The sequence below is a fragment of the Pseudoxanthomonas dokdonensis genome, from assembly GCF_001431405.1.
GTDB lineage: Bacteria > Pseudomonadota > Gammaproteobacteria > Xanthomonadales > Xanthomonadaceae > Pseudoxanthomonas_A > Pseudoxanthomonas_A dokdonensis.
In genome coordinates this window covers 193,712-216,408 of record NZ_LDJL01000005.1, presented here as the reverse complement: position 1 = coordinate 216,408, position 22,697 = coordinate 193,712, and the positions used below count along the sequence as shown (strand labels likewise).

Below are 22,697 nucleotides of genomic sequence, written 5' to 3'. Positions count from 1 at the left end.
TTTTCAGTCTTCCGGGAAATAATACGAATAGTGTGCGTGGTGCCGGCATCAGGCGAAACGCGAGGCCGGCAAGCCCAGCCATTCCAGCGCGGTGCCATGGTACAGGCGCGCCAGTTGCGCCTGGTCCAGGCCCTGCGCGGCAATCGCGGCGCCGGGCTCCTGCTCGCCGAGCGGGAACGGGTAGTCGGTGCCCAGCATCACCCGATCGTGGCCAACGGTCTCGAGCAGGAAACGCAACGCGTGGGCATCGGCGACCCACGAGTCGAAATACAGCCGGCGGATGTATTCGCGCGGATTGCGATGATTGTCGGTGGCGACCAGATCCGGGCGCATGTTGAAGCCATGCTCGATGCGGCCCAGGGTGTAAGGGAAACTGCCGCCGCCGTGAGCGAAACAGACCTTCAGATCCGGCAGCCGTTCCAGCACGCCGCCGAAAATCAGGCAGCAGGCCGCGCGCGATTGTTCGGCCGGCATGCCGACCAGCCACGGCAACCAGTACTTGGGCATGCTGGCCGCGCCCATCATGTCCCACGGGTGGACCAGGATGGCCGCGCCCAGTTCGGCGGCGGCCTGGAAAAACTCGAACAGCTCCGGCGCGTCCAGATTCCAGTCGTTGACATGGGAACCGATCTGAACGCCCTGCAGGCCCAGCTGATCCATGCAGCGTTCCAGTTCCTGCACCGCCAGCCGCGGTGACTGCAATGGCACTGTGCCGATGCCGGCGTAATGGCGCGGGTACTTGCGGCAGGCCTGCGCGGTGTGATCGTTGAGCGACTGGTGCAGTTCCAGCGCATGCTGCGGCTTGGCCCAGTAACTGAACATCACCGGCACTGTGCTCAGCACCTGCACCTGCACACCAAAGCGGGCGTAGTCCTCGATGCGGACTTCGGCATCCCAGGTCTTGGGCCAGATCTCGCGGAAGAACTTGCCGTCCTTGTAGATGCGATGGCGGCCATCATCACCGTGATGGATGACCGGGAAACGGTTCTCGCCGTACTTGGTCGCCAGGTCCGGCCAGTCGCGGGGCAGGAAGTGGGCGTGGGTATCAATCTTGAGCATGGCGACAGTGTAGTGGCTGGGCCGGAGCGGGGCGAAGCACGATCACGCTTCGACCACGCGGCCGTCGGCCGCATCGGCGGGCGTGGCCACGGCCGGCGAACCGGGCTGGGCATTTCCGCGTCGCAGCAAATGGCGCAATGTGTCACAACTGTTGGCGATCCGGTCACAGGTATCAAGCAGCGTTGCCAGCAGTTCCTCATCCGCGTCTTCGCTGTTCATTTCAGCAGCCAACCGGGTTTCGTGCGGTCGCACTGCCGGGATGTCGGCCGCTTTGGCCTGGCCCTGCAGGACCGCGGCAATGGCGGCGAGCGAGCGATGGGTGGCTTCGGCGAAGTCCAGCAGCGCTGGCTGTGCCGGCAACCGCGCCCCTTCGCGCATCATCGCCTCCAGTGACAACGGCGCCCGCATCAGCCGGCTGACGTTGGCCAGCAGTGACTCGCCGAATTCTGCCTCGCTACGGTTGTTGCGGCGCCGCGGCTCGTTGCGCAGGCGTTCCAGCGAGGCCTGGGTGTTGGTACGGGCCACGCGCGAGGCGCTGCGGGTTTCGTCCAGTGCGTCGACGCGGCCGGCGAACAGCGCATCCAGATGGGTCTGGTAGGCCTGGACCAGGCTGGCCAGGGCGAAGCGCGCGCCTTTGCCCTCCCAGGTCGGCCACAACGCATAGGCAATCATCGCCAGCGCGCTGCCGGCGGTGGTGGCGATGACGCGTGCCTGCACCGCTTCGCCCGGCGCCATGCCTTCGAACGACAGCAGCAGCACCAGCATGCCGGTCAGCAGGGCCACGCCAATGCCATAGTTGATCTGCGCGGTCAGCCGGAAGCCCACGCACAACGCCGCCATCAGCAGCAATCGCACCAGCACCCCGTCCATCGCGTAGTGCGCCAGCACGGTGGTGATCAGCAGACCGGCGAAGGTACCGGCCACGCGCAGTGCGCCAAAGCTCAGAGTGCCGCCGAAGTCGGGCTTGAGCACGATGGCCGCGGTCATCGGTATCCAGTATCCGTGTGGAATCGCCAGGCTGCGTTCGAGCGCGGTGGCGATGACCAGGCAGACACCGCAACGCAGCGCATGGCGGAATGCGACAGAGGACAATTTGATGTTGGCGCGCAGGGTCTGCCACGGTGCACCCGGACGCAGCGCTTTCGGCAGGCGCGCCTCGGCTTTCTGCGCACGTAGTTCGCCGCGGCTGCCGGCCCAGTAGCTGTTGCGCAGCAGCGCGCGCAGTTGCGCCGACAGGCCGACCACGCGGGCCTGGGCGATACGCAGCAGGCGCACGTCCCGTGGCTGGCGGGCGGCGGCGGCAGCCTCGGCCAGTGCCTGGCTGATCACCGGCAGTTTTTCCAGCGCCAGCTTGGCCTGCGCCGGTGCGTGTGGTGCGCGCAAAGCGTCGGCCAGATCGTCCAGCACCAGCGCCGATTGCTTGAGCAGCAGTTCGATGGTTTCGCGGGCGCGGTTGTCGGACAAGCGCTCGTGCACGTCGATCAATGACAGCAGGTCGATGCGCAGGCGCTCGCAGACCTGGGCCATGATCCGGAACGCATCCACCGCCATGCCGCTGGCGCGATGTTCGCCATGCAGCATCACCAGGGTGTCCTGCGCGGCCTGCAGGCTGGGCGAGGGCGCACTGCCTTCGGGGCGGGTGCGTGCGGTCAGCGCCAGTTGCTGCAACAGGTCGGCCATCGCGAAACGTTCCGGCCGATAGCGCTGCAACGGCCAGGCGGCAACCGCCATCAGCATCTGCAGCAGGCCACCGCTGGCGATCAGCAGCGCCACCGGCAGCGCCCGGCTGGCAGGCAACTGCATGTGCGCACAGATCAGGAACATGATGATGCTGGTCAGGCCGACCCGGGCGGCAATCGGCCCCAGTGCCACCAGCAGGCCGCCGGCGCAACCCATCACGAAGACTGCCAGCAACAGCGGCAAGGTGTTCAGGCCAATCAGGATGCCAAGACTGGCGGCCAGCCCGGCCGCCAGCGCGGCGGCGGCCATTCGCCGCATCCGCAGCGCGTATGGGCCCGGCAGATCGGTGAACATGGTGTTGAGCGCGCCGCTGGCCACCGCCAGTCCGGCCGAGGTCTGGTCCAGGGCGATGCCCAGCACCAGCGGCAGCATGACCGCGGCGGTGTTGCGCAGGGCCACGCGGACCGGCACTTCGCGCGGTTTGAGTCTTAGCAGGGTCCGTAGCACGTCGGGCGCGGGCTGCTCAGGTGTCCGGCATCACGTAGTGATCGGGCGCCGGATTGAGGAAGCCACAATTCCCGCAGGTCCGGTGCTCGCGCGAGGAGTAGAACCGTTCGAACACTGGCGGGAAATCCTTTTCGATGTTCTGCAACGGGAAATACTCTTCGTAGATCTTGTGGTTGCACTGCTCGCAGAACCACAGCAGGCCGTCATTCTCATGCGGCAGGCGCTTGCGCTCGACCACCAGTCCAATCGAATCGGGCAGGCGTTGCGGTGAATGCGGCACCCGTGGTGGCAGCAGGAAGATCTCGCCGGCGCGGATCGGGATGTCGCGGACCACGGTACTGCCTTGCTGGTCATCCGGTTCCTGCACCCGCAGGATCATTTCGCCTTCCAGCTGGTAGAACCATTCCGGGCCTTCATCCCAGTGATAGTCGGTACGCGAGTTGGGCCCGCCGACCACCATCACGATAAAATCGCCGGCGTAGATGACCTTGTTGCCGACCGGCGGCTTGAGCAGGTGGCGGTGTTCCTCGATCCAGGCCTGCAGGTTGATCGGAGCTGGCAGCATGTCAGTTGGCCTCGTCGAGCACGGCAATGCACTTGAGTTCGATGGCAATCGGCGTGGGCAGTGCATCGATGCCCACGGTGGTGCGGCAGGGCGCGCTGGCCGGATCCGGGAAATACTCGGCCCAGACCTGGTTGTAAGCGCTGAAATCGCGTTGCATGTCGGTCAGGAACACGGTCACGTCGACCAGTTGCTGCCAGCGCGCGCCGCTGGCGTCGAGCACTGCGCGCACGTTGGCCATGACCGCATGGGTCTGTGCGCCGATGTCGTAGCCGAGCACGCGTCCGTCGCTGTCCAGCTGCTGGCCGGGAACATGGTTGTCGAGCGGGTCGCGTGGGCCGATGCCGGACAGGAACAGCAGGTTGCCCACCCGTCGTGCGTGGGGGTAGCGACCCACCGCCACCGGCGCCGTCGACGCGTGGATGCCCGCCTTCATCGCGGCGAATCCCCACCGGCCTGGTTGACCCTGGCCAGCGCTTCGGCATAGGCCGACGCCAGGGTGTCGGGATCCGCGACGTTGATGCCCAGGTCGTTGACGCGTCCATTCTTCAGGCTGTAGACCCAGCCATGCACGGCCACTGGCTGGCCACGCGCCCAGGCATCACGCACGATGTTGGTCAGGCACACGTTCTGTACCTGTTCGATGACGTTGAGTTCGCACAGGCGGTCATGGCGCTCGTTGTCGTGTGCGTGTTCGACGCAGCCAGCGTGCTTGTCGGCGACGTCGGCCACGTGCCGCAGCCAGTTGTCGGCCAGGCCGACGCGCTGGTTGCGCAGCGCCGCGTGGACGCCACCACAACCGTAATGGCCAACCACCAGGATATGCTTGACCTTGAGCACGTCGACGGCGAACTGGATCACCGACAGGCAGTTCAGGTCACTGTGCACGACCACGTTGGCGATGTTGCGGTGGACGAATACCTCGCCCGGTGCCATGTCGATGATCTGATTGGCCGGCACCCGCGAATCCGAGCAGCCAATCCACAGGAATTCAGGCGCCTGCTGCTGCGACAGGCGCTCGAAGAAGTGTGGATCCTCGGCATGGATGCGGTCGGCCCATTCGCGGTTTTTCTCAAGCAGGTCGCTGAGTGAGTTCAAGCTAAGACTCCTTCGTTTCAGGTGGTTGCCGGCGCGTGTTCAAAACGCGCGCGGCGAACGAAAAACTGGCTGAGGCGTGACAGGATGGCCAACAGTGCGCCTGGAATCAGGGTCACCGCCAGCAACCGGCCAGCGAGCATCGGTATGGCCGAGTTGAAGCCGCCGAAGACGTTGGTCGATGCCAATACCAGGGTGGTGATCGCCAGCACCATGCCCAGTATCACGGCGGCGTCGCCGATGCAGCGCAGGGTGATCAGGAAATTGATGACGTTGTGCTTGTTCATTGGGCTTCTCCTATATCCAGACAGACGTTGCGCGCTTCGGTGAAGAAACGCATGGCTTCCATGCCGCCCTCGCGGCCGAGTCCGGAGGCCGCACTGCCGCCGAACGGTGTGCGCAGATCGCGCAGCAACCAGCTATTGATCCAGACGATGCCGGTGTTCAGTCGCGCTGCCAGCCGATGGGCGCGCGACAGATCGCTGGTCCACAGCATCGCCGCCAGGCCGTAGTCGCTGGCGTTGGCCAACGCCAGTGCGTGGGCTTCATCCTCGAACGGCTGCAGGGTGACCACCGGGCCGAAGATTTCCTCACGGTTGCTGCGACAGTCCGGGCCCAGCCCCTCCAGCACTGTTGGCGCGATGTACCAGCCATTGCGATCCAGGGGTTCGCCGCCCAGCAGCACCCGCGCGCCTTCATCGTGGGCAATCCGCAGACACTGGCTGACCTTGTCGAAATGGGCTTGCGATACCAGCGGGCCGATGTCGGTGTATTGGTCATCGGGCGCGCCCACCCGCAGTTCAGCCACCCGGGCCACGAACGCGTCGCGGAATTGCTGGTAGATGCTGGCCTCGACCAGCAGGCGCGAGCCGCACAGGCAGATCTGGCCGGCGTTCTGGAATGCCGAGCGGACCAGGGTCGGCAGCTGTGCGCGCCAATCGCTGTCGGCGAACACGAGGGTCGGGTTCTTGCCGCCCAGCTCCAGCGAAACCTTCTTCAGCTGTGGCGCCGCCACCGCGGCGATGCGGCGACCGACGGCGGTGCTGCCGGTGAACGACACCGCGCGCACCTGCGGATGTTCGACCAGCGCCTGGCCGGCTTCGTCACCACGCCCGTGGACGATGTTGAGGACGCCGGCCGGCAGCTCGATTTCGGCGGCCAACTGGCCGAGCATGGTCGCGGTCAGTGGCGTGACCTCGGATGGCTTGGCCACCACCGTGTTGCCGGCGGCAAGGGCCGGGGCGATTTTCCAGGTAAACAGGTACAGCGGCAGGTTCCAGGGCGAGATCGTCGCCACCACCCCCAGTGGTACCCGCAAGGTGTAGTTGAGGCCGGCTTCGCCATGATGCGATTGGCTGGCGAACTGGGTTGCCGCGTGCGAGAAGAAACGCAGGTTGGCGATGGCGCGTGGGATTTCGATATCGCGCGCCAGCCGGTAGGGCTTGCCGCCGTCCAGTGACTCGGCGCGGGCGAATTCCTCCAGGTGGTTTTCCAGCGCCTGCGCCAGCTTTTCCAGCCAGCCAGCACGTTGCGAATTGCGCAGCGCCGACCATGCCGGGAACGCGCGGTGGGCGGCGCGGATCGCCGCCTCCACGTCCTGTGCATCGCCGCGCGCGACCTGGGCGTACTGGCTGCCATCGGTGGGATTGAACACCGGCAATGCGTCGCCGCTCGCAGCGGGGCAGGCATGGCCATCAATCCAGTGGGTCAGTAATTGCATTGTCGGTGGAAGGCTCGAATCGGCAACAGGATAGCCCACGGCGGGGCAGGTGAACGTGCACGGTGGCGGTTTGGCCGTCGCTCAGATCGACTGCATGCGCCCGCCATCCACTGCCAGGCTGACGCCATTGATGTAGGCGGCGGCGGGACTGGCGAGGAAGGCAATCGCGGCGGCGACTTCGCGTGCATCGGCAAAGCGGCCGGCTGGCACGCTGGCCAGCATCCGGGCGCTGACCTGGTCGGCGCTGTCGCCACTGCTGGCCACGCGGTCGTCGAGTATCTGCTGCAGGCGCCGGGTCAGGGTGTAGCCGGGCAACACGTTGTTGACGGTGATGCCATCGCCACCGAGTTCGCGCGACAGGGTCTTGGCCCAGCTGGCTACCGCGCCGCGGATGCTGTTGGAAACGCCGAGGTTGGCAATCGGCTCCTTGACCGAGGTCGACACCACGTTGATGATGCGGCCCCAGCCGGCGGCCTGCATGCCCGGCACCACGCATTGGGCCAGGCTCTGGTTGGCCAGCAGATGTTGCTGGAATGCCGCCAGGTATTGACTGGCGTCGGCGTCGATGGCGCGACCGCCCGGAGGCCCGCCGCTGTTGTTGACCAGGATCTGCAGCGGTCGTTGTGCGGCCAGTGCGGCGACCTGCTGGCGCAGCGCGGCGATGTCGTTGCCATCGGCGACCAGCCAGCCATGGCGCTGCGCGTCACCTGGACGTGGCAGGGCGTCGGCCACTTCGCGCAACGCGGCCTCATGCCGCGCCAGCACGGTGACATCGGCGCCGAGCAGGGCCAGCTCGATGGCGGCGGCGCGGCCGATGCCGACCGAACCACCACAGACCAATGCATGTTTGCCAGTCAGATCCAGATCCATCATTCAATCCTGTGAGGTGAAGTATTGAGCCGGCGTCCCCGCTTGTTCATCCAGTCGGCAAACGCGCGCGCATCATCGACGCCAGCAGCGGGCCATCGGGATGGGCCTGGCGGGAAAGCTGCGAAGCCGCGGCCTCGATATTGGCCGGCGGGTGGTTCTGGCTCAGCTTGAATTTCATTTCCACCTGTTGCACGTGCAGGCGGAAGCCGATGATGCCACCCAGCTGGCGTGCGTTCTGCCCGCGCCCGGCATCGAACAGCCAGTCGCTGCCAACCGTGGCCTCGTAATGCCGGCTCAGCCGGCCGACGATATCGGCCAATTGCTCATGGTCGTCGGTGGTCTGCAGATCGCCGTGCAGGTGGGCGACCGCATAGTTCCAGGTCGGCACCCGCGCAGCGCTGTCCTTGTCCGGATACCAGGACGGCGACAGGTAGGCATGCGGGCCATGCACGATGGCCAGTGCCTGGCCGGCATGGCCAGCCTGCGGATTGGGCCTGGCCCAGTGACCGGTCAGGACGATGTGTTCGCCGTCGCGCTGGTACAGCACCGGCACATGGCTGACCGTCGGCAGATTGTCGCGGCAGGTCAACAGGGTGATGAAGGCATCGCGTGCCAGCAATGCATCCAGTTGCTCCAGTTCAGTCTCGACGAAGGCGCGCGGACGGTACACGCTTGCCGGGCTCAGGCGCGCGCGCCGAGCTGCTGGACCATGCGCGCGCGCAACAGGTCATCGTTGCCGCCCTGCGGCGGTGACACTTCCGCCAGCGAGAATCCGCGGCTCAATGCGTCCTCTTCGTCGAGGCCGTCGTAGGCCACGAATTCGGCATCGAACAAGGCCGCGCGGGCGCTGTCTTCGCTGTCATAGGGCAGCGTGTTGCCGTCGCTGTCCAGGACCTCGGCGGTGCCGGCTTCCAGCAGTCGCAGCCGTGCCCAGATCAGCGTGCGACCCAGTGATGCCAGCCACCACTGGTCGGCGTGCGAAGGATTGTTCATGACACCACCTCGGAAAGCAGCCATAGCAGGCCGGCCATCGCCAGCGCGGCGAAAATGACGATCAACGAAATCCGCGCCGGCAACGCCAGCCCGGTCAGCGAGCTGTCGGCCTTGGCCCGATACCCGCCGGCCAGCAACCAGCCCAGCGCGGCCGGGCGCAGGAACGCGCCTTCGCCCCAGTCGCTGGACAGATCCAGGTGACGATCGCGGACATGGACCAGGGTCAGCGGCCAGAAGATCACGAAGGCGCAGAAACCGGCCACCGCGGTGGCGACGAACAGCAGGGCGAAAAACAGGATCACGACTCAGAATTCCGCATTGCCGGGCGCACGCGGGTAGGGGATGGCGTCGCGGATGTTGCTGAGGCCGCAGACGTACACCACCAGGCGCTCGAAGCCGAGCCCGAAACCGGCATGCGGGACGCTGCCGTAGCGACGGAAATCGCGATACCAGCCGTAGTGTTCGGCATCCAGTCCGAACTGGGCCATGCGGCTGTCGAGCACGTCCAGGCGTTCTTCACGCTGGCTGCCGCCGATGATTTCACCGATGCCCGGCGCCAGCACGTCCATCGCCGCCACGGTCTTGCCGTCGTCGTTCAGGCGCATGTAGAACGCCTTGATGTGCTCGGGGTAGTTCATCACCACCACCGGCCGGCCGACATGTTCCTCGGTCAGCCAGCGCTCGTGTTCGGTCTGCAGGTCCAGGCCCCATTCGACCGGGAACTCGAACTTCTTGCCGGCCTTCTGCAGCAGCCCGATCGCATCGCTGTAGTCGATCCGCTCGAACGGCGCATTGATGAAAGCCTCCAGCCGGGTGATCGCATCCTTCTGCACCCGTTCGGCGATGAATGCCATGTCGTCGCCGCGCTCATCCAGCACCGCGCGGAACAGATACTTGAGGAAGTCCTCGGCGACGTCGGCGTCTTCGGCCAGATCGGCGAAGGCAATCTCCGGCTCGATCATCCAGAACTCGGCCAGGTGGCGGGTGGTGTTGCTGTTTTCGGCGCGGAAGGTCGGGCCGAAGGTGTAGACCTTGCTCAACGACAGGCAGTAGGCCTCGACATTGAGCTGGCCGGACACGGTCAGGAAGGTTTCCTTGCCGAAGAAATCACGGCTGAAATCAACCTCACCCTTGCTGTTGCGGGGCAGGTTGGCCATGTCCAGGGTCGAGACCCGGAACATCTGGCCGGCGCCCTCGGCATCGGATGTGGTCACGATCGGGGTGCTGATCCAGGCGTAGCCGTGGCTGTGGAAGTAGCGGTGCACTGCCTGTGCCAGGCAGTTGCGGATCCGGGTCACGGCGCCGAACAGGTTGGTGCGCGGGCGCAGGTGGGCGACCTCGCGCAGGAACTCCAGCGAGTGTGGCTTGGGCTGGATCGGGTAGGTTTCCGGGTCCTCGACCCAGCCCACCACCTGCAGCTGTTCGGCCTGGATTTCGAAACTCTGGCCCTGGCCCTGCGAGGCCACCAGGGTGCCGGTGGCGATCACCGAGCAGCCAGCGGTCAGGTGGCGGATTTCGGATTCATAGTTGGCCAGCGCGGCCGGGGCGACGACCTGGATCGGTGCGAAGCACGAGCCATCGCTGACGTTGACGAACGACAGGCCCGCTTTGGAATCACGCCGGGTGCGCACCCAGCCGCGTACCGTGACTTCGCCACCTACCGGGATCTTGCCCGCCAGCGCATGTTCGACGCTTACCACCGTCATGACTTGAATCCTTTGAGAACAGAACCATTTCAGGAGCAGGGAGTTTAACGGGTGCGAGCGCCTGCTTGCGATAGAGCAGGCGATGTCCTGGCAGATGGCGTCCGCGTTCGGCCAGGCGCCAGCGCTGCAACGGCGCATCCCGCCGCTGCCGCCACCGCGACTGCCCGCAGCCCCTTATAATCCACGCATCCTGCGAGTAATTGATCATGGCTATTTCACTGACCCCGGTTGCCTTCCAGCGTGTCCAGCGCTTCGTCAACGAAACCCCCGGCGCGCTCGGCCTTCGCTTTGGCGTGACCCGCACCGGCTGCTCGGGCTGGGGCCATGTCACCGATATCGCCCGTGAACGGAAGGACGGCGACACCGTGTTCGAACAGGACGGCATCCGCATCTATGTCGATGCCGACAGCCTGGCCCTGGTCGACGGCACCCGCATCGATTTCGGCAAGCAGGGCCTGAGCGAAGTGTTCATGTTCGACAATCCCAACGCCACCGCCGAATGCGGCTGTGGCGAAAGCTTCACCACCCAGGCCGATCTGGCCTGACCGCCGTCGCTGCAAAGCCGCGCCACGCAAGCCACGGCGGCCTGAACGCCATGCCGGACGGGCTTGCATGAAATCACATCAAGCGCGATAATTGCCGGCTTCCTGCGGGCATCCGCCTGCGGGATCCTTGCTCCACCGCCTTCAAACTGAATGGCCGGGGAGCTGTCCCGCCCCGCACGCATCCCGTGCCGGGCCCACATCCGAAAGGTAAAAACGATGCGTCATTATGAAATCGTGTTCCTGGTCCATCCGGACCAGAGCGAGCAGGTGCCGGCCATGGTCGAGCGCTACAAGGGCCTGATCGAAGCCGGTAACGGCAAGATCCACCGCCTGGAAGACTGGGGTCGCCGCCAGTTGGCCTATCCGATCCAGAATCTGGTCAAGGCTCACTACGTCATGCTCAACATCGAAGTCGACCAGTCGGTCCTGAACGAACTGGTGGAAGGCTTCCGCTTCAATGACGCGGTGCTGCGCCACCTGGTCATCAAGCGCGACGACGCCGACACCGAGCAGTCCCTGATCATGAAGAACAAGGACGAGAAGGGCGACAAGCCCGAGCGTGGCGAACGCCGCCGCCGTGACGACGATGACAGCAGCGACAACGCTGAAGCATCCAAGTCCGACGCCGCCGATTCCGATTCCGACAACGCCGAAGCCGCGTAAGCGCGCCTTCTAGGAGCACGACACATGTCCAAGTTCTTCCGTCGCCGCAAGTTCTGCAAGTTCACCGCCGAAGGCGTGAAAGAGATCGACTACAAGGATCTCAACACCCTGCGCCAGTACCTGACCGAAACCGGCAAGATCGTCCCCAGCCGCGTGACCGGCACCAAGTCGCGTTACCAGCGCCAGCTGTCGACGGCCGTCAAGCGCGCCCGTTTCCTGGCCCTGATCCCGTACACCGACAACCACGACGTCTGATCCCGGTCAGGCGTGTCGGCATCGCGCCCGTCGCAAGGCGGCCGCGATTGCCGGTTCTTCATTCCCGTCCATTCGGACAGCATGCGTTGCAGGGCAGGGTGGCCATCCACCCACCTGCTAACGAATACGGAGCAATAAAATGGATCTGATTCTTCTGCAGAAAGTGACCAACCTCGGCGCCCTGGGTGACAAGGTCAGCGTCAAGCCCGGCTACGGCCGCAACTACCTGGTGCCGACCGGCAAGGCCGTGCCGGCCACCGCCGCCAACGTCGCCGAGTTCGAAGCCAAGCGCGCCGAATACGAAGCCAAGGCCAAGTCCATCCACGACGACGCCGAAAGCCGTCGCGCCAAGCTGGAAGGCGCCAGCGTGACCATCAAGGCCAATGCATCGGCCGAAGGCAAGCTGTTCGGTTCAGTCGGCCCGCGCGATATCGCCGATGCCTTCACCGCCGCTGGCCTGCCGCTGGAAAAGAGCGAAGTGGTGCTGGGCGAAGGCGCGTTCCGCAACATCGGCGAGTACGAAGCCATCGCCAAGCTGCATGCCGACGTCGAGACCACCATCAAGGTGATCGTCGAAGCCGAGGCCTGATAAGCCGAGCTTTCAGTACAGGTTTGACGGACAGGCGCCTTTCGGGGCGCCTGTTTCGTTTGCGTCGGGCAAATCTCAGCTGCTGAGATGCCCACCGGTTATTCCAGCCTTATCCACAGGGTTATCTGCAACGCACGACCCCGTGGGCCGACTACCATGACCGGTCGTTTCATCCATCGCACGCCGCATCCCGGCCGCAGGAGCTTCCCCGCATCATGCCCGCCACCCAAGGTTTCCGCCCCGATCCACACGAAGCACGCATCGAACAACTGCGGATACCACCGCACTCGATTGAAGCCGAACAGGCGGTGCTGGGCGGCCTGATGCTGGCGCCGGAAGCCTACGACCGCATCAACGACAAGCTGACCGAGCGCGACTTCTATCGCCGCGATCACCAGCTGATCTACCGCGCCATCTGCGAGCTGGCGGAAAAAAGCCGCCCCTACGACGCGGTGACCCTGGGCGAATGGTTCGAATCGCAGGGCCAGACCGAGATGGTCGCCGGTGGCAGCTACCTGATCGAGCTGGCCAGCACCACGCCGTCGGCAGCCAACATCACCGCCTATGCCGACATCGTCCGCGACAAGGCGGTGATGCGCCAGCTGATCGATGTCGGTACCGGCATCGTCAACGACGCCTTCCAGCCCGAGGGCAAGGAAAGCGCCGAGATGCTGGCCATCGCCGAGCAGAAGGTGTTCGCCATCGCCGAGGCCGGCGCCCGCGGCCGCACCGATTTCGTGCCGATGAACAATGCATTGAAGGACGCGTTCGAAGTGCTGCAGAGCCGCTTCGAGAACGGCGGCAGCGTCACCGGCCTGCCGACCGGCTACACCGAGTTCGATGAAATGACCGCCGGCCTGCAGCCGACCGACCTGCTGATCCTGGCCGCGCGTCCGGCGATGGGCAAGACCACGCTGGCACTGAACATGGCCGAATACGCGGCGATCAAGTCGAAGAAGGCAGTGGCGGTGTTCTCGATGGAAATGTCGGCCGCGCAGCTGGCGCTGCGCCTGATTTCCTCCAATGGCCGGGTCAACGCCACCCGTCTGCGCACCGGCCAGCTGGAAGACGAGGACTGGAGCCGGGTCACCAGCGCCATCCGCATGCTCAAGGAAACCAAGATCTTCATCGACGACACCCCCGGCCTGTCGCCCGACGTGCTGCGCTCCAAGGCGCGCCGGCTCAAGCGCGAACACGACCTGGGCCTGATCGTCATCGATTACCTGCAGCTGATGTCGGTGCCGGGCAACAGCGAAAATCGCGCCACCGAAATCTCCGAGATCTCGCGCTCGCTGAAAGGCCTGGCCAAGGAACTCAACGTGCCGGTGATCGCGCTGTCGCAGCTCAACCGCTCGCTGGAAACCCGTACCGACAAGCGACCGGTGATGGCCGACCTGCGCGAATCAGGCGCCATCGAGCAGGACGCCGACGTCATCGTCTTCATCTATCGCGATGACTACTACAACAAGGAAAATTCGCCGGACAAGGGCCTGGCCGAGGTGATCATCGGCAAGCAGCGTTCCGGCCCGACCGGTTCGATCAAGCTCAAGTTCTTCGGCGAATACACCCGCTTCGACAACCTGGCCCACGATTCGATCGGCAGTTTCGAATAAGCGACCGCGCATGGCCACAGCCCTGGTCTGGTTCCGCAACGACCTGCGCCTGGATGACCACCCGGCGCTACGGGCCGCGCTGGAAGCCGGCTACACGCCGGTACCAGTCTACATCCACGCACCCGGGGAAGAAGCGCCTTGGCAGCCGGGACAGGCGTCCGAACGCTGGCGCCAGCGCTCCCTGCAGGCGCTGGATCTGGATCTGCGCCAACGCGGCGCGCAGCTGTGCCTGCGCCATGGTCCGTCGCTGCCGGCGCTGCTGAGCCTGCTGCAGCAAACCGGCGCCGAAGCGGTGTTCTGGAACCGGCGCTACGAGCCGGCGGTGCAGGCCCGCGATGCGCGGATCAAGCAGGCATTGCGCGCAGCCGGTCATCTGGCGCGCAGCTTCAATGGCAGCCTGCTGTTCGAACCGTGGACCGTGCAGACCGGCCAGCAGGGTCCGTACCGGGTGTTCACTCCGTACTGGCGCAACCTGCAGACCCGGCTGGATCAATTGCCGGCGCCCTGGGATGCACCGGCGACGCTGCCGCAACTGCCGATGCCTCCGTCGTCGTTGCCGTTGCCGGCCTTGCGCTTGAGCTCCGCGCTGGCCTGGGACGCCGGCTTCTGGCAGCACTGGCAGCCGGGCGAAGCGGGCGCGCGCGAGGCCTTGCAGGTGTTCATCGAAGGCGCTCTGAACGGTTACCGCAGTGACCGCGATCGCCCGGACCGGGTCGGCACCTCGTTGCTGTCACCGCATCTGCATTTCGGTGAAGTCGCGCCCTGGCGTATCGCCCACCGGTTGCAGCAGCAACGCAATGCAGGCAGCAGTGCCGATATCGACGCCTATCTGCGTGAACTGGGCTGGCGCGATTTTGCCCATCACCTGCTGCACCATTTCCCCGACAGCGCCCAGCAGGACTTCAATCCGCGCTTCGCTGGCTTCCGCTGGGCCGAACCGGCACCGGCGCTGTTGCAGGCCTGGCAGCGCGGCCAGACCGGGGTGCCGATTGTCGATGCCGGCATGCGCGAGCTGTGGGCGACCGGCTACATGCACAACCGGGTGCGGATGATCGTCGCCAGCTTCCTGTGCAAGCACCTGCGCATGCACTGGCGGCACGGTGCGCAGTGGTTCTGGGACACTTTGGTCGATGCCGACCTGGCCAACAACAGCCTGGGCTGGCAGTGGACCGCCGGCACCGGCGCCGATGCCGCGCCGTACTTCCGGGTGTTCAATCCAGTGCTGCAGGCGCGCAAGTTCGATCCGAACGGGCAGTACATCGCCCGTTGGGTACCCGAGCTGGCGTCGTTGCCGGTGCCGGCGCGGTTCGCACCCTGGCAACTGCCGGCTGACGCGCGGCCGCCCGGTTATCCGGCCAATCCGATCGTCGATCTCGAGCAGGGCCGTGACGCGGCACTGGCGGCTTATCGCGACAGCAAGGTGTGAGCGGGCAGGGCGTGGCGGTCGCGGTGACGACACCGCCGGGACAAACCTGAACGACGTTGGCGCCGCCGCTGTATCGTTCACGGATCGTTAGCCACTGCCTCGCGTATCTTGACGACGCTGAACAGCCCCGGCCGATGCCGACGACGAGGAGACACTGATGAAGAACACCGCTTTGAAGACCAGTTTGATTGCTTTGGCCACCAGCATGCTGATGGTGTCCTGCGCCAGCTACACCGGCCAGACCAGCGACCCGAACGATCCCAACCGTACCCGCAACGGCGCGCTGATTGGCGCCGGCATCGGCGTGCTGGCCGGCCTGCTGACCGGCGACGACGCTACCGAGCGCCGCCAGCATGCAATGGTCGGCGCCGGCATCGGCGGCCTGGCCGGCGGTTCCATCGGTGCCTACCAGGACCGCCAGGAAGCCGAACTGCGCCGCCAGACCGCTGGCACCGGCATCGACGTCAGCCGTGATGGCGATGTGATCAAGCTCAACCTGCCCAATGGCGTGACCTTCGATTTCGCCAAGGCCGATCTCAAGCCCGAGTTCTATGGCGCGCTCAACAACGTCGCCAAGACCCTGGCCCAGTACAACCAGACCATTGTCGAAGTCAGCGGCCACACCGACAGCGTCGGCAGCGATGCCAGCAACCAGACCCTGTCCGAGCAGCGTGCCAATGCCGTGGCCAGCTATCTGGTCGGCCAGGGCGTGATCCGCGAGCGCCTGGAAGTCATCGGCATGGGCGAACGCATGCCGATTGCCAGCAATGACACCGACGCTGGCCGCGCCGCCAACCGCCGGGTCGAGATCCGCCTGCTGCCGGTCCAGGCTGGCGGCTGATACACGCTTGCAGAAACGCCGGGGCCGTAGCGATACGGCCCCTTTTTTTGCGGTAGAGCCGAGCTTGCTCGGCTGAAGTATTCCGCTCGCAGGCACTGCAACGGAGCGGGCAATGCAGTTGGAGCAAGCATTGCAGCGGAGCGGCATTGCAGTTGGAGCAGGCACTGCAGCGGAGCAAGCTCCGCTCTACGTGGGGTTAGAAGCCGCGGGCGCTGCACTCGGCGGCCAGCGATGTCGCATCGCGGCCGCGGCTGTAGGCGGCCGCGGCCTCGGCCGGCATGCCTTCAATCAGGCATTGATGCAGGCCCAGCCGCTTGATCCGCTTGCCGAGCGGCCCCCGCGCCTTGTTTTCCTCGGCCAGCATGCCGGCGTACAGCACCGTCAACAGCACATCCATCAACAGTGCGTCTTCAGCATAGGCCGCGGCCATCCGCGAAATGTCCTGGTTCAATTCAGCATCCAGCTGGTCGCTGGTACGCATGAACACCTGCACAAAGTCGAGATAGATGCGCCAATGACCATGGCGTTCGCCCAGTCGGACCAGCTCAGCGAAATACCAGCCATCGCGCGGCGCGAACCGGCGTCCGCCCGGCGGGGTGACGTAGACACACCAAGGGTCGAACATGCCTCGGTCGAACTCGATCAGGGTGCTGTCGCTGAGCGTCTTGAAATGACGTGGCATGGCCGTGTGTTGAAGTTCCAGGAAGCAGGTTGCAGCGCGGACGCGCCAGCATTGGCGCGGTTGTGACAGTTTCGGGCGGGCAAAATCCGCAGCCTGTCAACGGGTTCCGCTGCAGCGGCTAGCTTGCCACAATCGGGCTCCTGCCCGGGATGCCGGGCAACCGCAAATCACACGCAACGGAACCAGCAAGAGATCATGCAAGACACCTCGTCCAAACTCGCCCTGCACATCGCCCGTACCATTGCCGCCGAAATCGGCGCCGACACCTCGCAGGCGTTGTCCGCGATCACCCTGCTGGACGAAGGCGCGACGGTGCCGTTCATCGCCCGCTACCGCAAGGAAGTCACCGGCGGCCTCGACGATACCCAGCTGCGCAATCTGGAAAGCCGGCTGGGCTACCTGCGCGAGCTGGAAGACCGCCGCGCCGCGGTGCTGGCCAGCATCGAAGAGCAGGGCAAGCTGAGCGACGAGCTGCGCGCCGATATCGAAGCCGCCGACAGCAAGTCTCGGTTGGAAGATCTGTACCTGCCGTACAAGCAGAAGCGCCGGACCAAGGCACAGATCGCGCGTGAGGCCGGGCTGGAACCGCTGGCCGACAGCCTGCTGGCAGATCCGCAACAGGTGCCGGAAACCGTTGCCCAGAGCTATGTCGACGCCGACAAGGGCGTGGCCGATGCCAAGGCGGCGCTGGATGGCGCGCGCGCGATCCTGATGGAGCGCTGGGGCGAAGACGCGAGCCTGGTCGGCGAGCTGCGCAACTGGCTGGGTGAGGTCGGGGTAATCCGCGCGCGGGTAGCCAGCGGCAAGAAAACCGAAGGCGCCAAGTACCGCGATTACTTCGATCACGCCGAAAACCTGGCCCGGATTCCCTCGCACCGCCTGCTGGCGCTGTTCCGCGCGCGCCGTGAGGAAATCCTGCACCTGGACCTGGACCCGGGCAGCGATGCCGAAGCCGGCCATCTGCAGGGCGAAGGCCGGGTCGCGGTGCACGCTGGCATCAGCGCCCAGGGCCGGCCCGCGGACAAATGGCTGCTGGATGCCTGCCGGCTGACCTGGCGGGCCAAACTGCATATGCACCTGCTGCTGGATCTGTTCAGCCAGGCACGCGAGAAAGCCGAAGCCGAAGCCATCGCCGTGTTCGGTGACAACCTCAAGGACCTGCTGCTGGCCGCACCGGCCGGCCCGCGTGCGGTGCTGGGCCTGGACCCGGGCCTGCGCACGGGGGTCAAGGTAGCGGTGGTCGATGCCACCGGCAAGCTGCTGGCCACCGAGACCATCTACCCGCATGAACCCCGCCGGCAGTGGGACCAGTCGCTGCAGGTGTTGAACAGGTTGTGCGTGGCCCACCAGGTGCAGCTGATCGCGATCGGCAACGGCACCGCCAGCCGTGAGACCGACAAGCTGGCTGGCGATCTGATCAAGCTGGCGCCGCAGTTGAAGCTGCAGAAAGTAGTGGTCAGCGAGGCCGGCGCCTCGGTCTATTCGGCCTCCGAATTCGCGGCCAGGGAGTTCCCGGATCTGGACGTCAGCCTGCGTGGCGCGGTGTCGATCGCGCGCCGCCTGCAGGACCCACTGGCCGAGCTGGTCAAGATTGAACCCAAGGCCATTGGCGTCGGCCAGTACCAGCACGATGTCGATGGTTTCCGGCTGGCGCGGGCGCTGGATGCGCGGGTCGAGGACTGCGTCAACGCGGTCGGCGTCGACGTCAACACCGCCTCGGCCGCGCTGCTGACCCGGGTCTCGGGCCTGTCGGCCAGCGTCGCCGACAACATCGTCCGCTTCCGCGACCAGCATGGCGCGTTCCGCAGCCGCAAGGCCTTGCTGGAGGTGCCGCGGCTGGGCGAGAAGACCTTCGAGCAGTGCGCCGGCTTCCTGCGCATCGCCGACGGCGATCATCCGCTGGACGCATCGTCGGTGCATCCGGAAGCGTATCCGGTGGTCGAGCGGATCCTCGCCGGCAGCCAGCGCGACGTGAAGCAGATCATTGGCGACACCAGCTTCCTGCGCGCGATCAAGCCCGAGCAGTACACCGACGACAAGTTCGGCGTGCCGACCATCCGCGACATCCTCAAGGAACTGGAAAAGCCGGGCCGTGACCCGCGCCCGGAGTTCAAGGCCGCGCGTTTCGCCGATGGCGTCGAGGACATCAAGGATCTGCGCGAAGGAATGATCCTGGAAGGCGTGATCAGCAATGTCGCCGCCTTTGGTGCCTTCGTCGACATCGGCGTCCACCAGGACGGCCTGATCCATATTTCGGCGCTGGCCGATCGCTACGTCAAGGATCCGCGCGAGGTGGTCAAGGCCGGTGACATCGTCAAGGTCAAGGTGCTGGAGGTCGACGTGGCGCGCAAGCGCATCGCGCTGACCCGGCGCCTCGACGATGCGCCGCCGGCCGCTGGCCCGCGCGAGGATCGCGCGCCAGCCGGGCGCGGCAATCCGGCCGCCCGTGGCGACCGTGCTGACGCGCGCAGAAGCGGCGGCCCGGCCAAGCCCTCGGCGGCGCCGGCCGACAGCGCATTGGCCGCGGCGTTCGCCCGCGCCAAGGGCCAGGGCTGAGCGCGCTGGCGGCGTGCGGTGCGCGGCGGATGGCGCCACCGCACACGGCAGTGCAACGAAGCGGGGCATCACGGAGTTATAAGCGCGCTGCCCCGCCTGATCAGCCGGATATCACACGCCGCGCATTTGATTGAACTATAGTGTCGGCAGTCGCGGATCTGCCGATCCGCCGTCGTGGAAAACCTTTATCAAGGAGCGTGATCGTGTCCATGAAATATCTGCTCGCCAGTCCCGTCCTGGCACTCGCCGCCTGTCTGCCCGCGATGGCCCAGGACGCCGGTGCCGCCGCCGCGCAGGCCAACAACCCGCTGGCCAACTTCACCGCGCTCAACTTCCATGACTACTACATCGGGGAACTGACCGCGCCGGAAGACAAGAGCGCCAACCAGTTCTGGGTCCGCTTCGCCAAGCCATTCAAGATTGGCGAAAGCAACTGGCTGCTGCGTGCGTCGCTGCCGGTCAACAGCTCGCCGGTCGGCACCAACCTGAGCACGGTCACCGGCTTTGGCGACATCAATGCGTTTGCCGCCTACCTGATCGACACCGGCAACCCGGCGGTCAGCTTCGGTATCGGACCGCTGGTCAATGCGCCCAGCGGCAAGGACGAGGTCGGCAGCGGCAAGTGGTCGGCCGGTTTCGCCAACGTGCTGTTCAATGCGGAGTCGGCGAAGTTCCAGTACGGCTATCTGTTGACCTGGCAGCACAGTTTTGCCGGCGATGATGACCGCGCCAACGTCAACCTGGGCGCGTTCCAGCCGTTCGCGATGTACCAGCTCGGCAATGGCGCGTACCTGCGTTCGACCGGGATCATGGCCTACAACTTCGAGAACGATGGTTACAGCGTTCCGCTGGGTTTGGGCATCGGCAAGGTCATCCAGACCCCGGGCACGGTCTACAACATCTTCATCGAGCCGCAGTGGTCGGTCGCCGACAAGGGCCCGGGCTGGCCGGAATGGCAGGTGTTCGTCGGCTTCAACATGCAGTTTGCCAACTGACCGGCAATTGCCTGGAGCATGAAAAAAAGCGCCCGGACAGGGCGCTTTTTTCTTTGTGGCCCGCGGACCGTTGATGACGGCCCGCAGGGTTGTCGGCAACGCTTACTTGATCTGGTTTTCCGGTTGCAGCGGCAGTACCAGGTTCATGTTGTTCTTCATCCCGTTGTCGAACACGCTGGCAATCTTGTTCAGCACTTCCTTGTCACCGGTGATGGCGGCCTTGCCGTTGCCGGCCAGATCGTCGAGCTTGGCCTTGCCGGCGGCGACCGCGATCAGATCAGTCTTGCCGATGCTCAGCGCCGCATCAGGCTTGTCGGCCGAATAGCCCTGCAGGTAATTGAGCACACCGTTGTGCAGGTCCAGGCGGAACTTGCCTTCGCCACGCAGGTCGACGTTGACGGTGTAATCGCCCAGTGCCTCGGCCTTGGTCTGATCCACGGTCATGCTGATGTAGGACATGAACAGATCCGCGGGCAACGCCGCAATCACTTCCGGCGAAATCGTGCTCAGCGCATTCGGCACGCTGCCACCCATGCGCAGTTCCTTGGCGCTGGACAGGTACAGGTTGCGATAGAGCGCGTTTTCCTCCTGGTAACCGAGTTGCTCGAAGGCATCGGCCATCAGCAGGTTGACGTTCTTGTTGCTGCCGTCATAGGCGACGATGTTGTTGAGCAGGTCGACGGTGAAGCGGTAGTCGCCCTTCTTGTAGCTGGCCAGCGCCGCATCCAGCACCTTGCCTTCGCCGCCCATGGCTTCGACGTAGCGTTTGCCACGTTCGCCGTCCGGGTACTTGGCCAGCTCGGTCGAGTTGCCGTTGAACCAGCCCAGGTTGCGGACATAGGTCGCCTTGAGGTTGTTCTTGGTGCTGCCGTAATACGGACGGTTGTTCCACTCGTTGAACACCGACTTCGGCAGCGCCGCCGATTCGGCGATGTCATCCGGGCGGTAGCCGTAGTTGGCGTAGCGCAGGGTGGTGTTGTAGATCGACTGGTAGAGGTCGCGCTGGTCGGCCAGGTACTTGGTGACGTTTTCGTTGCCCCACACCGGCCAGGTATGCGGACCGAAGTTGACCTCCACGTCCTTGCCCCAGCGTGCCAGCGCCGCGCCCAGGTACGAGGCCCAGACGCTGGCATCACGGGTCTGCGCGCCACGCAGGGTGTAGATGTTGTGCTGCAGGTGGTTGAGCTCCTCGGCCATCGACAGCGCCTTCCACTGCGGGATGTAGAACACCATCTCGGCCGGGGCTTCGGCATGCGGGGTCAGGTAGAACTCGAAGGTCACGCCATCGATGGTGACCTTTTCGCCATCCTTGGTAATGCTCTTGTTGGGGATCGGCAGCGAAGAGGCGCCATTGGCCAGCGCAGCGCCCAGCGCCGCGGTGATCGAGCCCTTGGGACCGGGTTCCAGCACGTTGCCGTACTGGTAACCGGCGCGACGGGCCATGATGTTGCCGGCCATGACGTTTTCACTGACCGATTCCTTGACGAAACCTTCCGGTGCGATCAGCGGGATCCTGCCACTGCTGAAGTCTTCCCTGGTTGCCAGGCCTGCTTTGTAGATGCCGTCGAAACCACCGAAATGGTCGGCGTGGCTATGCGAGATGATCACGCCTTTCAGCGGCTTCTTGCCGCGATGTTCCTCGTACAGTTTGATCGAGGCCGCCAGGGTGTCGGCGAAGTACTCGATGTCGTAGAGGATGATGCCGTTGTCGGTTTCGATGATGCTCAGGTTGACCAGATCCTGGCCGCGCACCTGGTAGATGTGATCGGTGACCTGGTACAGGCCGCCGCGATTGACCAGCTGTGCGTGCCGCCACAGGCTGGGATTGACCGTGGCCGGTGCGTCCTTGTCCTGCATGAAGTTCATCTTGGTGGCGCTGAACACACCCTCGATGTCGCCGTTGTTGGGCAGCGGGGCGATGAAGCCACGGTCGACGTCGGCGAATGCGGTCTTGTCGGCGAAGTCGAGCTCGCCGAGTACCTTCTGGTTGGCGTCGCGGGTGTAGTCGGTGGCGTCCTTCTGTGCATCGCTGAACTGGTAATCGCCGCTGGAAGTATTGCCGGCGGCATTGGCCGAGGCGGTTGGCGCGCTGGCCGTATCGCCATTGGCGGCAGGGGTGCCGTCCTTGCAGCCGGCCACGCCGAACATCAGCGCGGTGCAGGCGAGGAACAATTTGCTATGGGTGTTTTTCATTTCAGACTCCAACTTTCCTGTGTAGAGATCAATGAGTCGCTGCTCGGGGGAACGCGGTGCACCAACGGCCTGCTATCCATCGGCAGGGAAACGGCAAGCGCCGTCTGGTGGTGTTTGTGTCAAGTTGATGGGTTCGTTCTGGGCTGG

At 65.1% G+C, this 22,697-nt stretch carries 23 protein-coding genes; 9 read left to right on the top strand and 14 right to left on the bottom strand.

Annotated features, from left to right (window positions below):
- Positions 1-48 precede the first annotated feature (48 nt).
- The 12 genes from ABB29_RS06110 to asnS all read right to left on the bottom strand — a co-directional run bounded on the left by ABB29_RS06110 (position 49) and on the right by asnS (position 10,192).
- Entirely contained in the window at positions 49-1,059 is a 1,011-nt protein-coding gene (locus tag ABB29_RS06110; protein WP_057657720.1) for an amidohydrolase family protein, read from the bottom strand.
- A 42-nt stretch (positions 1,060-1,101) separates the two neighbouring features.
- Positions 1,102-3,246: an FUSC family protein gene (locus ABB29_RS06105; RefSeq protein ID WP_057657719.1), complete on the bottom strand. Its 2,145-nt coding sequence runs from the start codon at positions 3,244-3,246 to the stop codon at positions 1,102-1,104.
- 16 nt (positions 3,247-3,262) lie between these two features.
- Positions 3,263-3,811: a 3-hydroxyanthranilate 3,4-dioxygenase gene (locus ABB29_RS06100; protein WP_057657718.1), complete on the bottom strand. Its 549-nt coding sequence runs from the start codon at positions 3,809-3,811 to the stop codon at positions 3,263-3,265.
- A 1-nt stretch (position 3,812) separates the two neighbouring features.
- On the bottom strand, positions 3,813-4,244 hold the full coding sequence (locus ABB29_RS06095) for a RidA family protein (protein WP_057657717.1): 432 nt from the start codon (positions 4,242-4,244) through the stop codon (positions 3,813-3,815).
- A complete protein-coding gene (gene can, locus ABB29_RS06090; RefSeq protein WP_057657716.1) occupies positions 4,241-4,906 on the bottom strand; it encodes a carbonate dehydratase in 666 nt (221 codons plus the stop codon). The genes ABB29_RS06095 and can overlap by 4 nt, the downstream gene beginning before the upstream one ends.
- A 17-nt stretch (positions 4,907-4,923) precedes the next feature.
- The gene (locus ABB29_RS06085; RefSeq protein ID WP_057657715.1) at positions 4,924-5,190 is read right to left on the bottom strand and encodes a hypothetical protein; all 267 of its coding nucleotides are present in this window, start codon (positions 5,188-5,190) and stop codon (positions 4,924-4,926) included.
- On the bottom strand, positions 5,187-6,623 hold the full coding sequence (locus ABB29_RS06080; RefSeq protein WP_057657714.1) for an aldehyde dehydrogenase: 1,437 nt from the start codon (positions 6,621-6,623) through the stop codon (positions 5,187-5,189). Before ABB29_RS06080 ends, ABB29_RS06085 begins: the two co-directional genes overlap by 4 nt.
- A gap of 81 nt (positions 6,624-6,704) precedes the next feature.
- Positions 6,705-7,493: an SDR family oxidoreductase gene (locus ABB29_RS06075; RefSeq protein WP_057657713.1), complete on the bottom strand. Its 789-nt coding sequence runs from the start codon at positions 7,491-7,493 to the stop codon at positions 6,705-6,707.
- Between the two features lie 46 nt (positions 7,494-7,539).
- Complete coding sequence (locus tag ABB29_RS06070; protein ID WP_057657712.1) at positions 7,540-8,163, bottom strand: FMN-binding negative transcriptional regulator; 624 nt, start codon at positions 8,161-8,163, stop codon at positions 7,540-7,542.
- Positions 8,164-8,174: 11 nt separating this feature from the next.
- Complete coding sequence (locus ABB29_RS06065) at positions 8,175-8,486, bottom strand: hypothetical protein (RefSeq protein ID WP_057657711.1); 312 nt, start codon at positions 8,484-8,486, stop codon at positions 8,175-8,177.
- Positions 8,483-8,788, bottom strand: coding sequence for a hypothetical protein (locus ABB29_RS06060; RefSeq protein WP_057657710.1), 306 nt, complete (start codon positions 8,786-8,788; stop codon positions 8,483-8,485). Before ABB29_RS06060 ends, ABB29_RS06065 begins: the two co-directional genes overlap by 4 nt.
- 3 nt (positions 8,789-8,791) lie before the next feature.
- Complete coding sequence (gene asnS / locus ABB29_RS06055) at positions 8,792-10,192, bottom strand: asparagine--tRNA ligase (RefSeq protein WP_057657709.1); 1,401 nt, start codon at positions 10,190-10,192, stop codon at positions 8,792-8,794.
- A 206-nt stretch (positions 10,193-10,398) separates the two neighbouring features.
- Here asnS and ABB29_RS06050 point away from each other — a divergent pair, with 206 nt between their 5' ends.
- The 7 genes from ABB29_RS06050 to ABB29_RS06020 all read left to right on the top strand — a co-directional run bounded on the left by ABB29_RS06050 (position 10,399) and on the right by ABB29_RS06020 (position 16,124).
- The gene (locus ABB29_RS06050; RefSeq protein WP_057657708.1) at positions 10,399-10,737 is read left to right on the top strand and encodes a HesB/IscA family protein; all 339 of its coding nucleotides are present in this window, start codon (positions 10,399-10,401) and stop codon (positions 10,735-10,737) included.
- A gap of 216 nt (positions 10,738-10,953) precedes the next feature.
- Positions 10,954-11,400: a 30S ribosomal protein S6 gene (gene rpsF / locus ABB29_RS06045; protein WP_057657707.1), complete on the top strand. Its 447-nt coding sequence runs from the start codon at positions 10,954-10,956 to the stop codon at positions 11,398-11,400.
- A 24-nt stretch (positions 11,401-11,424) separates the two neighbouring features.
- Positions 11,425-11,655, top strand: coding sequence for a 30S ribosomal protein S18 (rpsR, locus tag ABB29_RS06040; protein WP_057657706.1), 231 nt, complete (start codon positions 11,425-11,427; stop codon positions 11,653-11,655).
- A gap of 139 nt (positions 11,656-11,794) precedes the next feature.
- Complete coding sequence (gene rplI / locus ABB29_RS06035; protein ID WP_057657705.1) at positions 11,795-12,244, top strand: 50S ribosomal protein L9; 450 nt, start codon at positions 11,795-11,797, stop codon at positions 12,242-12,244.
- A gap of 215 nt (positions 12,245-12,459) precedes the next feature.
- Entirely contained in the window at positions 12,460-13,857 is a 1,398-nt protein-coding gene (locus tag ABB29_RS06030) for a replicative DNA helicase (protein WP_057657704.1), read from the top strand.
- Positions 13,858-13,867: 10 nt separating this feature from the next.
- On the top strand, positions 13,868-15,283 hold the full coding sequence (locus ABB29_RS06025) for a cryptochrome/photolyase family protein (protein WP_057657703.1): 1,416 nt from the start codon (positions 13,868-13,870) through the stop codon (positions 15,281-15,283).
- Between the two features lie 157 nt (positions 15,284-15,440).
- A complete protein-coding gene (locus ABB29_RS06020) occupies positions 15,441-16,124 on the top strand; it encodes a YiaD family glycine zipper/OmpA-like lipoprotein (protein WP_057657702.1) in 684 nt (227 codons plus the stop codon).
- Between the two features lie 196 nt (positions 16,125-16,320).
- On the opposite strand, the gene ABB29_RS06015 is transcribed toward ABB29_RS06020, so the two are convergent.
- Entirely contained in the window at positions 16,321-16,806 is a 486-nt protein-coding gene (locus ABB29_RS06015; RefSeq protein ID WP_057657701.1) for a DUF7004 family protein, read from the bottom strand.
- Positions 16,807-17,001: 195 nt separating this feature from the next.
- Here ABB29_RS06015 and ABB29_RS06010 point away from each other — a divergent pair, with 195 nt between their 5' ends.
- Complete coding sequence (locus tag ABB29_RS06010) at positions 17,002-19,362, top strand: Tex family protein (protein WP_057657700.1); 2,361 nt, start codon at positions 17,002-17,004, stop codon at positions 19,360-19,362.
- A gap of 209 nt (positions 19,363-19,571) precedes the next feature.
- Complete coding sequence (locus ABB29_RS06005; protein WP_157062522.1) at positions 19,572-20,357, top strand: hypothetical protein; 786 nt, start codon at positions 19,572-19,574, stop codon at positions 20,355-20,357.
- A gap of 102 nt (positions 20,358-20,459) precedes the next feature.
- On the opposite strand, the gene ABB29_RS06000 is transcribed toward ABB29_RS06005, so the two are convergent.
- Positions 20,460-22,550: an alkyl/aryl-sulfatase gene (locus ABB29_RS06000; protein ID WP_057657699.1), complete on the bottom strand. Its 2,091-nt coding sequence runs from the start codon at positions 22,548-22,550 to the stop codon at positions 20,460-20,462.
- Positions 22,551-22,697 lie beyond the last annotated feature (147 nt).